Origin of the sequence: Gluconacetobacter diazotrophicus PA1 5 (assembly GCF_000067045.1) — a bacterium.
Classification (GTDB): domain Bacteria; phylum Pseudomonadota; class Alphaproteobacteria; order Acetobacterales; family Acetobacteraceae; genus Gluconacetobacter; species Gluconacetobacter diazotrophicus.
Window position 1 is genome coordinate 2,994,745 of sequence record NC_010125.1, and the last position, 15,256, is coordinate 3,010,000.

The following is a 15,256-nucleotide window of genomic DNA, read 5'->3' on the forward strand; positions in this document are numbered from 1 at the left end:
TCAGTTTCCCGAACCGGGTATCGAGACGGCCTCGGGCACGTAGGCGTCATAATGGGCGAAATGCTGGTACTGAGCTTCGGCGCCGGCTTCGTTGGCGGCCTGCCGCGCACGCTCCAGTTCGGCCGCCCGTCCATTGGCGGCGAGTTCAGCCTGAATGTCGGATAGCTGGCGGGATTGCAGGGCCATAAGCTGATTGCCCGCCTGCGCCGCCTGCAACGCTCCGGTGGAGGTCTGGCTGGCCGAGACAAGCTGCGTCATCGCGCTGCTGTCGCTCGGAATGTTGCCCACGACGCGCGCCTGGAGCTTCAGCGCATCCTCGAGGCCAGCCACGGAATTCTGCCACCGCGTCTGCGCCTGAGAAAACAGGGTGCTGTCGGACATGCCCGAGGATATGGAGGTGTACGCCTGCTGATATTGCTGCTCGACCGACTGGACGCTGTAGGCGATGTTCTGCGCCTGCGCGAGCAATGCCGTCGTCTGGGAAATGGTGGATTGCAGCGTGCCCAATGTGGAGAGCGGAAGGCTCGCCAGGTTGCGCCCCTGATTGACCAGCATCTGCGCCTGATTGGTGAGAGAGGTGATCTGGTTGTCGATCTGCTGAAGGGTACGAGCCGCAATCAGCACATTCTCGACGAGGTTCGCCCCGTCATAGACCGCCCACTGAGCATGAGCCGGATGCAAAGGAGAAAACGCCCCTCCAATCGCCAGCATTGCAGAGGTGAAAAGGACACCCCGGCGGAAATGTTTTTCGCTCGCACGACCGAAAAATTCAGCCCAGAGCCGGAAAGAGTTTTCTGTCATGGCACGCCTCCGTCCCGCAGGAGGTCGGCCGCCCAGGACACGCCGCGCGTCTCGAACCACGCGGGCAGAAATCCGGCACGCCCGTGTTCCGCGAGCATCTGGTCGATCAGTTTATGATCGTCCTTGCCGGAGGCCGCGCACAGCGTCAGCGCCACCGGACCAAGCCCAAGTTCGAACAGGCGGTTGCCACGCTGGGTCTGGCAGTAATACTCCCGCTTCGACGCGGCGCGGGCGATAATGGCGATCTGGCGATCGTTCAGACCGAAGTCGCGATAGATGGCCATAATCTGCGGCTCGATCGCCCGCTCGTTCGGCAGGAAGATCCGGGTCGGGCAGCTTTCGACCACGGCTGGCGCGATGGGTGAGTTTGCGATGTCCGACAGGGACTGCGTGGCGAAGATGACGCTGGCATTTTTCTTGCGCAGGGTTTTCAGCCACTCCCGCAACTGACCGGAGAAATTCCCGTCGTCCAGAACAAGCCATCCCTCGTCGATCACCAGCAGGGTCGGTCGGCCATCCAGGCGGCCTTCGATGCGGTGGAACAGGTAGGACAGCACGGAAGACGCGGCACCCGAACCGATCAACCCTTCGGTCTCGAACACCACGACATCGGCATCCCCCAGACGCTCATTATCGGCGTCAAGGAGCCGTCCGTAAGGACCGCCAAGGCAGTATGGGGCAAGAGCCTGCTTGAGCGCGTTGGATTGGAGCAACGCTACCAGACCGGACAGGGTCCGCTCCTGAACCGGCGATGACGTCAGGGAATTCAGCGCTGACCAGAGGTAGGACTTCACCTCCGGCGTGAGCGATACGCCCTCGCCGACAAGGATCTGGCCGAGCCATTCGCTGGCCCATTTGCGTTCGTCCGGGTCATCGATCCGCGCCAGCGGCTGGAGCGAGACGGCGGGAACACCATCAGCCTGATCCTCCGTCAGACCGCCCCCGAGATCGTGCCAGTCTCCGCCCATGCCGAGCGTGGCGGCGCGCATGGAGCCACCGAAATCGAAGGCGAAGATCTGCGCTCCCATATACCGGCGGAACTGCAATGCCATCAGCGCCAGCAGCACGGATTTCCCTGCTCCTGTCGGCCCCGCGATCAGCGTGTGCCCTACGTCACTGGCATGGAGAGAAAACCGGAACGGCGTGGCCCCGGCGGTCTTGCCGTAGAAGAGCGGCGGCGCCTTGAAATGCACATCCCGGTCCGGCCCCGCCCAGACGGCGGAGAGCGGAATCATATGCGCCAGATTCAGCGTGGAGACCGGCGGTTGCCGGACGTTCGCGTAAACATGGCCGGGCAAAGAGCCGAGCCATGCTTCCACGGCGTTCAGACTCTCGGTCATGCAGGTGAAGTCGCGCCCCTGGATGATTTTCTCCACCAGACGCAATTTCTCCGCCGCGATGCTGACAGAACCATCCCAGACCGTGACGGTGGCGGTGATATAGGCTTGGCCCACATCGTCGGCCCCGAGCGACTGCAATGCCAGATCGGCGTCGGCGGCTTTGTTGGCGGCGTCGTTGTCCACCAGCACCGATGCCTCGTTGGTCATCACCTCGCGGACAATGGCTGCAATGCTCTTGCGCTTTGCGAACCACTGCCGCCGGATCTTCGTCAGAACCTTGGTGGCGTCCGTCTTGTCGAGCAAGATCGCCCGCGTGGACCAGCGATAGGGCATGGCGAGGCGATTCAGATCGTCGAGGATCCCGGGGAAGGTCCGGCTCGGGAAACCGGTGATGGTCAGGGTTTTCAGATACGCATCACCGAGTTTCGGTTCCAGACCACCCGCGAGCGGCTGGTCCACCAGCAGGGCGTCAAGGTGCATCGGAATTTCCGGCACGCGGACCCGCTGGTTGCGCGTGGAAATAGTGGAATGCAGGTAGGTCAGGGTTTCGCCGTCATCGAGCCAGGCGGCCTCCGGCATGAACCCGTCCAGCAGAGCCAGCAGACGATCGCTGCGATCCACGAACGTATGGAGCATGCCGTGCGGGTCGGGACCGTCGCGCTCCCGACCTTCGAACAGGAACCTGGCCGCCCGATTGGCGCTTTCTGCCGGGGGGAGCCAGACCAAGGTCAGAAAATAGCGGCTCTCGAAATGCGCCCCCTCATCCTCGAACTGCTCCCGCCGCTCCAGATCGACCATCTGGCTGGCGGCATCGGGGAAATCGCTCTCCGGGTAGAGGGTCGCGGGCACACGTTGCGCCTCGACGAACACCGCCCAGCCGGAGCCGAGACGGCGCAGGGCGTTGTTGAGACGGCCGGTCACACCCACCAATTCGGCGGGCGTGGCCGAATCAAGATCGGGGCCACGAATGCGCGCGGTGCGCTGGAAGGAACCGTCCTTGTTCAGCACCACGCCGCGTTCGACCAGCGCCGCCCATGGCAGGTAATCGGACAGGAGAGCGGCTCGGTTGCGGTATTCGCCAAGGGACATCATCGCCCTGCCCTCCTCACGTCCGGAGCCAGGCGGGGTAGCGGAGATGCCGCCGCCCGACCTCCACGAACAACGGATCGCGCTTGGCACCCCAGACCGCAAGGCTGTGCCCGACAATCCAGAATACCGCGCCGACCAGCCAGAGCCGCAGGCCGAGCGAGATGGCCGCGCCCAGCGTGCCGTTGGCGATCGCCAACGTGCGGGGTGCCCCGCCCAGCAGGATCGGGTCGGTCAGGGAGCGATGCACCGGGACATGGAAGCCCGGCACCGCGTCATCGTCATATCCCGCCATCAGATCAGCGCCCCGCCGCTGAAGCTGAAGAAAGAGAGGAAGAAGCTCGACGCCGCGAAGGCGATGGAGAGGCCAAAGACGATCTGGATCAGGCGTCGGAAGCCGCCCGACGTTTCCCCGAAGGCCAGGGTCAGGCCGGTCACGGTGATGATGATCACCGAGACGATGCGTGCCACCGGCCCCTGGATGGATTCCAGGATCTGGTTGAGCGGTTCCTCCCACGGCATGCCGGACCCGGAGGCCCAGGCTGACGAGGTTGCGGCGAACAGGGCGATCCCGGCCATGCTGGTCAGACGGGAGAGGCGGCTGGCGGGCGCGCTTACGAAAATGCGCGCGGACAGGGTCTGCGACATCACTCACGATCCTTGAGGCTGGAAAGGTTGGAAGGGCCTGGGCACGGTCCCTGTGCGGACGGCGCCTCGAAGGGAGAGATCCGGTAGTCGCCGCTCACCGGGTCGAGCGCATCGACCGTGGCCAGTTCGGACAGCCGACGCGCGGCGCCGCGCCCGGAGAGGACCGCGATCACGTCGATCGTCTCGGCAATCAGCGCGCGGGGTACGGTCACGACGATCTCCTGGATCAGTTGCTCCAGCCGCCGCAGCGCACCCAGCGCCGTGCCGGCGTGCAGCGTGCCCACGCCGCCGGGATGACCGGTACCCCAGGCCTTGAGGAGATCGAGCGCCTCCGGACCGCGCACCTCACCGATCGGAATCCGGTCGGGCCGCAACCGCAAGGCGGAGCGCACCAGCTCGGACAGAGTGACCACCCCGTCACGGGTGCGCAGCGCGATCAGGTTGGACGCGGTGCATTGCAATTCGCGGGTGTCCTCGATCAGCACCACGCGGTCGGTAGTCTTGGCCAATTCGGCCAGCAGGGCATTGACCAGCGTGGTCTTGCCGGTCGAAGTCCCGCCCGCGACCACGATATTCTGCCGCCCAGCGACCGCCCGGCGCAGAAAGCTCGCCTGCGCCGCTGTCATGATTCGGGCGTCGACGTAATCGTTGAGGGTGAACACGGCGACGGCCGGTTTGCGGATCGCAAAGCTCGGCGCTGTCACCACCGGAGGCAGCAGACCTTCGAACCGCTCTCCCGTCGGCAGTTCCGCCGATACGCGCGGTGCTGCCTCATGCACCTCAGCCCCGACATGATGCGCGACCAGCCGCAAGATGCGCTCGGCATCGGCCGGGGAGATGGTATCGCCTGTGTCGGCGAGTCCCTCGGACAGCCGGTCGACCCACAACCGACCATCCGGATTGAGCATGACTTCGACCACAGCCGGATCTGCCAGATGCGCGGCGATGGGCCGCCCCATGGCCGTGCGCAGCATGGAAACGCTCCGCGCGGCCGCACCTGCGTGGTGAGCGGATGTCCGCATAATGGTCCCCGTGGCGTTGAGCCATCCGGGCAATCCGGACGACGACGGGGACAGTTAGAAGATGCAGAAGCGTTTGATCCGCAACAGAAAAAATCACGAACTGCGTACTATGGCGGAGGTTGGCGCGGACAGGAGCGAACAAAGCGGATGGATCAAAATGATCGTGCTCAGACCTACGGTCTTTTCGAATCATGAGTCCGGCCGAGGATCAACCGAGGACCTCGCCGCTTTGTCGCGACACCCGCCCCGACCTCCCGCCCTGTGACGGCCGCGCGATTGCGTCCTCACCGGTATCTATAGCCGGGCCCGTCCAGGACGCGACGGCGGCTGTCTCGCCACGGCCATCGAGGACGATGATCAACCGGAAGCCTTGGCCCGACGGGCGCGTTCAGCCTATTGTCGGTCGTGAGAAATCTCCGGGTGACGCTTCTGGCGCATGGCACGTCTCAACGTGACCGTGGAGAAGACGACCACCAACCTCACGCTGCTGGAGGATGCAGGCTTTTGAGCAACCACGATCCGGACGCCGTTTCGCTCGCGCGCCTGAGCGCAATGAAGGACATCGTCATGGCGCACCTCGCGACCACCAAGGTCGAGACCGACAGGCTGGCGCAACTGGTCCGCGAAGTCTACGCGTCGGTTCTGCATCCCGAGCCGGCTGCCGGGTCCCCGGTCGCTCCCGTGCGTAATGATCCCGCCCCCATGCCGGTGGCCGAGTCCGCCGAGCAGACGAGCGAACGCGCCGCACCCCCGACGCCTGCCGTCGACACGTCAAGCGCAGCACCGGCGGACACCGCGCCCACTTCTGGTCTCGTTCCCGCGGTCCCGATCCGCGCTTCGGTGTTTCCTGACTACATCGTCTGTCTGGAAGACGGGAAGAAGCTCAAATCGCTGAAGCGGCATTTGTCATCCGCGTTCGGGATGACGATCCAGGACTACAAGGCCAAATGGGACCTGCCGGACGAGTATCCGACCGTTGCGCCGAACTATGCGGAGATGCGTCGGGATGTGGCGCGCAAGAGCGGCCTCGGCCGCCGTCCCATCCAGGAGAGCGAAAACACGCGGCCGCTTGAGCCGGAGCGCAAGGACACCGAGAGCGTCAAGGGCCGGGACCGACCCGGTCGCCGGGCCCGATCGGGAGGCGGATTGCTCAGAGCGATCGAAAACCATTGAGCGGCACCCGCCCCACGCGGGGCAGGCCCGTCGCTCATTGGGAAGATTTCGGTTCCGTATCAGGAAGATCGTCGGTCTTGAGATCGGTACGGAACCGCCTGTCGCTGGCCAGCCGCCGGCCAAGCATCTCCACGAACCGGTCATAGCGTTCGGCGCCCTGCGCGCGGGCGGCGGCGGCGACGCTGTCCGGCAGGCCCGGCATGCTGGTGAACCAGATGCGGATGAAGAGCGCCAGCGTCTCGACCGAGATCGACAGGTCACGCTCGATCCGCGCCTGACGCCGCTCAAGGCGCTGCATCGCGCCCTCCAGCGATGCCCTCGGGTCGCCGCCCGCGGCGTCCGGGTCGAGCCAGGCCGCGATCGCGGCTTCGGCCAGCAGGGAATCGGACATCGATCGCCGCGCCGCCTGGGTGCGCAGGCCTTTCCAGAGATCCGGCTCCAGATAGACCGACAGCCGCTTTTTCCTGGCGCGCATCGTCATCACGAAATCCCCAGATCATTGCCGGGATCGAGTGCGGCCTGACGCGCCTTGCGCGCCAGATCCGCCGTCAGCACGGCGTGAAGGTCTTCCTCTTCGGCCGGGTCCCGCTCACGATCGCGCCTGTGCGGCTCGTGGACCGGGTCGCCATCATCCTGCGGTGGCAGGTCTGGTTCGCGTGCCACGTCCATTTCCGGCTGACGGCGCGCCTCGGTTCCGACCGGATCTTCGTCCCCGGCCGCTTCCTTGACCGCATCCTCCGGGGTATCGGGCCTGACCTCCGGCTTCGCTGGCTGCGGGCGCCCTGTCCAGTCGTCCGGCAAGACCGACAGCCCACGGGTTCCAGTCTTGGGGGCCGGCAACAGCCGCTCCTGAAACCGGGCGTCGCGGAAATAGGAAGCCTTCTTCGCCCGGATCGGCGATATGCCAGACACCAGAACGAGTTCATCCGTGCGCGGCAGTTCCTGGACCTCACCGACGGTCAACAGCGGGCGCGCGCTCTCCTGACGCGACACCATGAGGTGTCCGAGCCAAGGCGAGAGGCGATGGCCGGCGTAGTTCTTCTGTGAACGGACTTCGGTGGCAGTGCCCAGCGCGTCCGAGACACGCTTGGCCGTACGGTCGTCATTGGTCGCGAAGCTGACGCGGACATGACAATTGTCCATGATCGAATTCTTGTCGCCGTAGGCCTTGTCGATCTGGTTGAGTGACTGGGCGATCAGGAACGCCTTGATCCGATACCCGGCCATGAAGGCGAGCGCGCTTTCGAAGAAATCCAGCCGCCCCAGCGCTGCGAACTCGTCGAGCATCAGCAGCAATCGTTGTCGCCCCCCCGCGCCGGAGAGATCTTCGGTCAATCTCCGCCCGATCTGGTTGAGCATCAGGCGGATCAGCGGCTTGGTGCGGCTGATGTCCGACGGCGGGATGACGAAATAGAGCGTGGTCGGCCGCGCCGCGTCGACCAGATCGCCGATCCGCCAGGCGCTGCGACTGGTAACGTCCGCCACGACGGGGTCGCGATACAGGCCGAGAAAGGACATGGCGGTGCTCAGCACGCCGGAGCGTTCGTTGGGGGATTTGTTGAGCAATTCGCGCGCGGCAGACGCCACTACCGGGTGGACGCCGCGCTCGCCGAGGTGGCGCGTGCCCATCATGACCACGAGCGTGGCCGCGATGGATCGCTTGGGATCGGACAGCAGGTTAGCCACCCCGCGCAGCGACTTGTCCGGTTCGGCATACAGGACGTGGAGGATGGCCCCGACCAGCAGCGAATGCGACGTCTTCTCCCAGTGGTTGCGTCGTTCCAGCGATCCCTCGGGATCGACCAGCACGTCGGCGACATTCTGGGCGTCACGGACTTCCCATTCGCCGAGGCGTATTTCAAGCAGCGGATTGTAGCCACACGAGTCCGGGTTCGTCGGGTCGAACAGAATCAGACGCCCGAAACGCCCGCGAAACCCCGCCGTGATCGACCAGTTCTCCCCCTTGATGTCGTGGACGACGGCGGAGCCCGGCCAGGTCAGCAGGGTCGGCACGACTAAGCCGACACCCTTACCGGATCGGGTCGGCCCGAAGCACAGCACATGCTCCGGACCATCATGACGCAGATAGTCGCGCCCCCAACGCCCCAATACCACGCCGTCCGGCGAAAGAAGCCCCGCCTCCTCGACATCGTGACGCTCCGCCCAGCGCGCCGACCCATAGGTGGCGGTGCGCTTACGCTCGCGCGCCCGCCAGACCGACAGGAACACGGCGACCAGGAACGCCAGAACGCCACCCGATCCCGCGATCCACGCGCCCTCGACGAAGATATGCGGCGCGTAAGCGTCGAATTCGTACCACCACCAGGGGAACAGGAACGGCGCATAGACCGGCCAGCGACCGGCGACGAGAGTCCAGGGCGAACCGAGTTCGGGCTGGAACGCCAACCGCCAGGCGACCCATTGGGTCGCGGTCCACCACGCCACGACGACAATTAGGAAGCAGAGGCAGAGCTGCCCCCACAGGATACGAGAACCAGACATGGAGCCCTCCGTGCGAACGGAGGCGAGATGACCGGATAGCATCCAGTAATTTCAACGTATTTTCCATGAACTGTCGGCGCGGGCGTAGAGCGGCGCACACAAAATGGTATAGGCGAAAACGCGCAAAACGGGCTGGCGATCCGGGCGTCTGCACCCGGCGGTAGATCGGGATCAGGGAGCGGCTGGATCCATTGGGCGACCGGCCTCGACGGCAAGAATCGTCTCGGCGGTGAGCCATACGTTGTCAGCGGCGTCCCGTTCGCCCAGGATCTGGGCCGAGATTACGGCGCCGTCCAGAAGGCAGAGGAACGACCGCGCGATGGTGTCCGTGCGAGCCGGGGGCACACCGCAGGCTTCGACCAGCGCGCGGATCGCGCGTCTCAGTTCGAGTTTCTGTAACTCGACCAGTTCGGCGATGTCGCGCTGCTCGCCTTTGTATTCGGAGGCGGCGCGCGAGAACATACAGCCCGTGAAATCCGGCTGGTTGAACCAGGCCGTATGCCAGTCGAAGATCGCCTTGAGGCGGTCGCGCGGCGCGGTATGCGCGTTGATCGCTGCGGCCAGGGAGGCTTCGATGTCGTCTATACGCTCTTCCAAGACCTCGACAACCAGCTGCTCTTTATTGGCGAAATGGTAGTATAACGTCTGTTTGGTCACGCTGGCGGCTTCGCTGATCCTATCGACACTGACGTCGCGAAAGCCGGATTTCATAAACAGTGTATTGGCAACTGAGAGAAGGTGCGCCCGATTGTTGGGGCGCCCGCCCCTTTTCTTGATTTTTGTCTGCGCCACGTCCTCAACCTCGTTATCGCACGCGCGGCGCGGGCGCCCGAACCGGGTATCGCGCCCTGACCGTCGCGTCTAGCTCGCGAGCCAGTTCTAACGGAGGATGTAGCCACGAGCCGTGACAACGCTCAAGTGAAATGTGCGAGCCGACATTCGCCCGTTCCGATCTGTCTTACGAACCCGTCAAGTCAGAAGAGCGCGCCGGTTCCAAACCAATGACATCACAACGTTGCAACGGCATCCGGAGCGGACTTCCCGAGCAACCGCATCTCGGCGAGTTGCCAGTCCCAATAATCCTTGCTCGTATTGAGCCGCATCGCCGCGCCCTCGAGAACCGCACGCGCCTGGTCAGGATAACGGCGCAACACCGGCACGATGACGTTGTCGATCCAGCCATCGCCGTGCAGGGCATCGACCTCGACATGTTCGCTGTAGTAATCGAGCACCGAAGGACGATCCGTGCCGATGCCGACCCGGCGACAGCCTTCGATCAGCTTGGCATACTGGTCGGGATCGGAGAGTTCGGTGATCGCCAGGGCGCCGATCGAACGAAAATATTCCCGCCGGTTGAGCGCGAAGTACAGCAGGAGATTATAGCCGCCGAGCCCCTCCCAACCCAGCGCGTCAACGAACGCGGCCGGATTGTCTTCAATCCCGAGATAGTCGAGCAGATCGCGGTAGAGCCGCACGTGGGTACGCGCTGCGTTCCCCTGCCCCATCTCGTCCCAGAAATTGCCCGCGACCTCCATGCGTACATCTTCGTCGATACCCAGCAGCGACAGGACGATCAGATCGTAAAACCGCATATTGAGGGCGTAATCTGTGGTGAAATACTTGATGATCTGTGCCCTGTCGGCCTCCGTCCGCATGAACTCGAACACCGGGTGGTTATGGCCGGCATGCTGGCGCCACATCGCCTTGATGGCCCCGCCGATCGCGTCAGGTGTGAGATTCTCCGGGACGTCTCCGATCCGGTTGTGTTCCCATGCCTGCCACGCCTGCTCGATCTGTTTGCGCAGCCTGAGCAGCTCGACACTCTCCTGATTCCGCGTCATCCCCGGAACGGGTCGGGCGAGATGCAGGTCATACAGGCGATGGAGCACATGATGCACATCGCGACGCGCGTCCGGATGATCCCCGGAGAAGGCAAGCGCGCATACTTGCCGGGCGGCGTGCCGGAGATCGTCAGCACGGGGCCCCTCGGCGAGCCAGCGATCGGCATCGTCGCGCTCGAGCGCGAGGCTGGAAAGGTCGTGAAAGGTCTTCGCGGCGTTCGGCGCCAGATGGATCGGAGATCGCACGTCGGCAACACCGGCAGAATGTGTCGGCATGAAGCAGTTCCTTACAATTTCTGAAACGAAGGACGACAGCTCGCGATCTGTGGACTTGATGCTGACTAATCGGTTGTATTTCTGTCAAGAAGATTCAGAAGACAGTTGTATGACGGGGGAACGATTCTGGAGCGTTCATAACCGGTTAGTCAGTTCGGCGACGCACGACATGACACCGACAGCTAACGACAACAGTTTGGTTACGATAGAGAATCTTGTTTACGCGGGCGGCTCCCGGATCCGCCAACACATGGCTCTTGCCAGGCAATCTGGTCCGACCTTGGCACTCCCTCGCCGTTCGTAACGGTTTTGTGATCATTCGACCTTTCGTCGTTGCGCGCCCAGACCGAATCGGCTACGCCAGAACCCGCCAGTTTACTCCTTATATCATTGTTATTTATTTGTTTTTTCTTGGTTGCTCCGTCGCACCGACGCATCCTGTCGGCACACCATCCGCCGATGATACGAAGGACACGACAATGGAGCAGCGAAATGCTACGCTGACCGTACGGTTGATCCTGGATAGCACCAGCCCCCCGAGCAAGCACACTGCGGCAACGAACCTGTCGCTGCGGGCTCTGGTCCGGCTTCTCGCCAGGGAGGCCGCGCGCGAATTCGTGGAACGCGAGGACAACGCGCGGGATGACATGACCGGACAGTGAGAGGACATACGCATGAGAGTCGCGCTTTACGCCCGCTATTCGTCCGACCACCAGCGTGACGCCTCGATCGAAGACCAGTTGCGGCTGTGTCGCGCGCATGCGGAGAAACAGGGCTGGACGATCGTCGACAGCTACACAGACCGTGCCGTGTCCGGCGCGTCCCTGTTGCGGCCGGGCATCCAGGAACTGATGCAGGACGCGCAGCGTGGCAAGTTCTCCATCATTCTCGCCGAAGCGATGGACCGCCTGTCCCGTGACCAGGAAGACATAGCCGGTCTGTTCAAGCGCATGAAATTCGCGGACGTGCGGATCATCACGCTGTCCGAGGGCGACGTCACCCATCTGCATATCGGCCTCAAGGGCACGATGAATGCCCTGTTCCTGAAAGACCTCGCCGACAAGACACATCGCGGCCTGCGCGGACGCATTGAGGCCGGCAAATCAGGCGGCGGATTGTGCTACGGTTATGATGTCGTCCGTCAGGTCGACGCACGCGGCGAGCCGCTCCGGGGTGATCGCACCATCAACGCGACCGAGGCGGCCGTGGTCCGGCGGATCTTCGCAGACTATAACGCGGGGCATTCGTCTCGGACGATCGCCATGCGCCTGAATGCCGACGGCATTCCCGGCCCGCTGGGCAATGACTGGGGACCCTCCACGATCCATGGCAATGCGCAGCGCGGCACCGGCATCCTGAACAACGACTTGTATATCGGTCGCCTCGTCTGGAACCGGCTTCGTTATCTCAAAGACCCCGACACCGGCAAGCGCGTCTCCCGCGTCAATCCGACCGACGAATGGGTGATGCAGGACGTCCCCGAACTGCGCATCATCGATCAGGAGTTGTGGGACGCGGTCAAGACGCGTCAGCGCAGTCTGGCGTTCTCGACCGGGAGCAAAAGCGACAATCCGATGCGGGAGCGTTCACGGCCCGTCTACCTGCTGTCTGGTCTGGTCCGCTGCGGATGCTGCGGCGGGGGCTACAGCAAGATTTCCGCCGATCTGCTCGGCTGTTCGAATGCGCGCTACAAGGGCACCTGCGACAACCGGCTGAACATCCGGCGCGATGCGCTGGAGGCCTCCGTGCTGAGCGGGCTGCGCACCCATCTCATGGAGCCAGAACTGTTCAAGGAGTTCTGTCAGGAGTTCACCCGCGAGGTGAACCGGCTACGCATGGAACGCAGCGCCGATCTCGTTGCCCGTCAGCAGGAACTCGAGCGCATCAACCGCGACCTCGACCGGGCGATCGACGCCATTTTTGGTGGCGTTCCTCCTGGCAAGCTGAAGGACCGGATGACACGCCTCGAAGCGCGGAGAGAGGAACTGACTGCGCTGCTGGTCGATGCCAAAGAGCCGCCGCCCCTGCTTCACCCCAACATGGCGGAAACCTATCGGGATCGCTTGGCGCGACTGAGCGAGACGCTGAGCGGCACCGGCGTCCGGAATGAAGCCGCCGAGCGCATCCGCGCGCTCATCAGCGCTGTTGTCCTGACGCCCGAGGGACGCGATGGACTAACCATCACACTCAAGGGAGATCTGGCGGCGATCCTCGCCTTTGCGGCCGACAAAAAAAACGCCACGGCTCATCCCGAGCGTGGCGTTCTTCAATCGTTCTTGTCGCAAGCGTCGTTGGTTGCGGGGGCAGGATTTGAACCTGCGGCCTTCAGGTTATGAGCCTGACGAGCTACCGGGCTGCTCCACCCCGCGCTGGTGTGGTGTGTGTGTTGTGAGGGGTGGACTGGAAGACCTGGCGGCGACCGACTTTCCCGCGTCTTGAGACGCAGTATCATAGGCGCTGGGGCATTTCACGGCCGAGTTCGGGATGGGATCGGGTGGGTCTATCCCCGCCATGGCCACCAGGTCGTCCAGTCCACCCTGTGGGGTGTTATTGGGCGTGTGAGGTTGGTGCGGTGAGAGGTGAGTGTGTTGTGTGGATGATTGCTGTGCATGTGTGTTGCCTGCTGGGCAGGCGGTGTGAGTGAGCCTGTTGGGCGATTAGGACCAGTTAGCTGCACGCATTGCTGCGCTTTCACATCTGGCCTATCGACGTGATGGTCTATCACGGCCCTCGGGGAGACCTGGTTTTGAGGTGGGTTTCTCGCTTAGATGCTTTCAGCGATTATCCCGTCCAGACTTAGCTACCCGGCTGTGCCGCTGGCGCGACAACCGGTGCACCAGAGGTCTGTTCATCCCGGTCCTCTCGTACTAGGGACAAATCCTCTCAAGTCTCCAACACCCACGGCAGATAGGGACCGAACTGTCTCACGACGTTCTAAACCCAGCTCACGTACCACTTTAATCGGCGAACAGCCGAACCCTTGGGACCTGCTCCAGCCCCAGGATGTGATGAGCCGACATCGAGGTGCCAAACCTCCCCGTCGATGTGGACTCTTGGGGGAGATCAGCCTGTTATCCCTAGAGTACCTTTTATCCGTTGAGCGATGGCCCTTCCACGCGGGACCACCGGATCACTATGGCCGACTTTCGTCTCTGATCGAGCTGTCACTCTCACAGTCAGGCGGGCTTATGCCATTGCACTCAACAGTCGATGTCCGACCGACCTGAGCCCACCATCGCGCGCCTCCGTTACACTTTGGGAGGCGACCGCCCCAGTCAAACTGCCCACCATGCAGGGTCCCGGACCAGGCTTACTGGTCTCGGTTAGACATCAGAAACAGTCAGGGTGGTATTTCAAGGATGGCTCCACCGGAACTGGCGCCCCGGGTTCAAAGCCTCCCACCTATCCTACACAGAATGTCTCTGATGCCACTGCAAAGCTGCAGTAAAGGTTCATAGGGTCTTTCCGTCTGACCGCGGGTACCCCGCATCTTCACGGGGAATTCAATTTCGCTGAGCCGATGCTGGAGACAGCGGGGAAGTCGTTACGCCATTCGTGCAGGTCGGAACTTACCCGACAAGGAATTTCGCTACCTTAGGACCGTTATAGTTACGGCCGCCGTTTACCGGGGCTTCAATTCAGTGCTTGCACACCTCCTCTTAACCTTCCGGCACCGGGCAGGCGTCAGGCCGTATACGTCGTCTCTCGACTTCGCACAGCCCTGTGTTTTTACTAAACAGTCGCTACCCCCTGGTCTGTGCCACCCACCGATGGTTGCCCAACGATGGGTCTCGCTTATCCCGAAGTTACGCGAGTAATTTGCCTAGTTCCTTCAGCATCGTTCTCTCAAGCGCCTTGGTATGCTCTACCAGTCCACCTGTGTCGGTTTCGGGTACGGTCTATATGCCAGAGCTATTTCCTGGAATGCGCCAAAAGCCGGATCAATCCGTTAAGACCCGACAACATATTGCATTCGTCACTTCTGGCAGGCCCGGGAATATTCACCCGGTTTCCATCGACTACGGCTTTCGCCCTCGCCTTAGGGGCCGGCTCACCCTGCGCGGATTAACCTTGCGCAGGAACCCTTGGACTTTCGGCGACAGTGTTTCTCGCACTGTTTGTCGCTACTCATGTCAGCATTCGCACTTCCGATATCTCCAGAGAGGGTCACCCCGTCTCCTTCACAGACCTACGGAACGCTCCGCTACCGCGCATACAAAGTATGCACCCACAGCTTCGGCACGTGGCTTGAGCCCCGTTACATTTTCGGCGCAGGGTTTCTATTAGACCAGTGAGCTATTACGCTTTCTTTAAAGGATGGCTGCTTCTAAGCCAACCTCCTGGTTGTTTTGGAATCCCCACATCCTTTCCCACTTAGCCACGATTTAGGGGCCTTAGCTGGTGGTCTGGGCTGTTTCCCTCTCGACGATGGACCTTAGCACCCACCGTCTGTCTGCCAAGCTAAACTTCCGGGTATTCGGAGTTTGGTTAGGTTTGGTAAGGCTTTGGGCCCCCCTAGCCCATCCAGTGCTCTACCCCCCGGGGTCAACACCTGACGATCTACCTC

11 protein-coding genes, 1 tRNA gene and 2 rRNA genes (1 of these 14 cut by a window edge) are annotated in these 15,256 nt (G+C 62.8%); 2 read left to right on the forward strand and 12 right to left on the reverse strand.

Going from position 1 to position 15,256, the window contains the following annotated elements:
* The 5 genes from trbJ to trbB are packed head-to-tail and all read right to left on the reverse strand — an operon-like array spanning position 1 to position 4,849.
* On the reverse strand, positions 1-801 hold the full coding sequence (gene trbJ, locus GDI_RS13750) for a P-type conjugative transfer protein TrbJ (protein ID WP_041249488.1): 801 nt from the start codon (positions 799-801) through the stop codon (positions 1-3).
* Positions 798-3,233 carry a conjugal transfer protein TrbE gene (gene trbE, locus GDI_RS13755; RefSeq protein ID WP_012227122.1) on the reverse strand — a complete coding sequence of 812 codons (2,436 nt, stop codon included), beginning with the start codon at positions 3,231-3,233 and terminating at the stop codon, positions 798-800. Before trbE ends, trbJ begins: the two co-directional genes overlap by 4 nt.
* A 13-nt stretch (positions 3,234-3,246) precedes the next feature.
* A complete protein-coding gene (locus tag GDI_RS13760) occupies positions 3,247-3,522 on the reverse strand; it encodes a VirB3 family type IV secretion system protein (protein ID WP_012227125.1) in 276 nt (91 codons plus the stop codon).
* Positions 3,522-3,875: a TrbC/VirB2 family protein gene (locus GDI_RS13765; RefSeq protein ID WP_050935048.1), complete on the reverse strand. Its 354-nt coding sequence runs from the start codon at positions 3,873-3,875 to the stop codon at positions 3,522-3,524. Before GDI_RS13765 ends, GDI_RS13760 begins: the two co-directional genes overlap by 1 nt.
* On the reverse strand, positions 3,875-4,849 hold the full coding sequence (gene trbB / locus GDI_RS13770) for a P-type conjugative transfer ATPase TrbB (RefSeq protein WP_231854131.1): 975 nt from the start codon (positions 4,847-4,849) through the stop codon (positions 3,875-3,877). Before trbB ends, GDI_RS13765 begins: the two co-directional genes overlap by 1 nt.
* Before the next feature lie 552 nt (positions 4,850-5,401).
* Here trbB and GDI_RS18635 point away from each other — a divergent pair.
* On the forward strand, positions 5,402-6,070 hold the full coding sequence (locus tag GDI_RS18635) for a MucR family transcriptional regulator (RefSeq protein WP_050935051.1): 669 nt from the start codon (positions 5,402-5,404) through the stop codon (positions 6,068-6,070).
* Between the two features lie 34 nt (positions 6,071-6,104).
* On the opposite strand, the gene GDI_RS13780 is transcribed toward GDI_RS18635, so the two are convergent.
* The 4 genes from GDI_RS13780 to GDI_RS13795 form a co-directional block, all read right to left on the reverse strand.
* Positions 6,105-6,551: a hypothetical protein gene (locus tag GDI_RS13780; protein ID WP_041249490.1), complete on the reverse strand. Its 447-nt coding sequence runs from the start codon at positions 6,549-6,551 to the stop codon at positions 6,105-6,107.
* Positions 6,551-8,572, reverse strand: a complete 2,022-nt coding sequence (locus GDI_RS13785) for a conjugal transfer protein TraG (RefSeq protein ID WP_012227133.1) — start codon at positions 8,570-8,572, stop codon at positions 6,551-6,553. Before GDI_RS13785 ends, GDI_RS13780 begins: the two co-directional genes overlap by 1 nt.
* Before the next feature lie 171 nt (positions 8,573-8,743).
* Entirely contained in the window at positions 8,744-9,364 is a 621-nt protein-coding gene (locus tag GDI_RS13790; RefSeq protein WP_012227134.1) for a TetR/AcrR family transcriptional regulator, read from the reverse strand.
* Positions 9,365-9,579: 215 nt separating this feature from the next.
* Positions 9,580-10,689: an iron-containing redox enzyme family protein gene (locus tag GDI_RS13795; protein ID WP_050935053.1), complete on the reverse strand. Its 1,110-nt coding sequence runs from the start codon at positions 10,687-10,689 to the stop codon at positions 9,580-9,582.
* Positions 10,690-11,363: 674 nt separating this feature from the next.
* On the opposite strand from GDI_RS13795, the gene GDI_RS20660 reads away from it, so the two are divergent.
* A complete protein-coding gene (locus GDI_RS20660; protein ID WP_012227138.1) occupies positions 11,364-13,025 on the forward strand; it encodes a recombinase family protein in 1,662 nt (553 codons plus the stop codon).
* On the opposite strand, the gene GDI_RS13810 is transcribed toward GDI_RS20660, so the two are convergent.
* The 3 genes from GDI_RS13810 to GDI_RS13820 form a co-directional block, all read right to left on the reverse strand.
* Positions 12,982-13,058: transfer RNA gene (locus tag GDI_RS13810), tRNA-Met, on the reverse strand. The two genes, GDI_RS20660 and GDI_RS13810, sit on opposite strands and share 44 nt — an antisense overlap.
* 38 nt (positions 13,059-13,096) lie before the next feature.
* A 5S ribosomal RNA gene (gene rrf / locus GDI_RS13815) occupies positions 13,097-13,212 on the reverse strand.
* A gap of 113 nt (positions 13,213-13,325) precedes the next feature.
* Positions 13,326-15,256, reverse strand: a 23S ribosomal RNA gene (locus GDI_RS13820) (it continues 810 nt past the right edge of the window).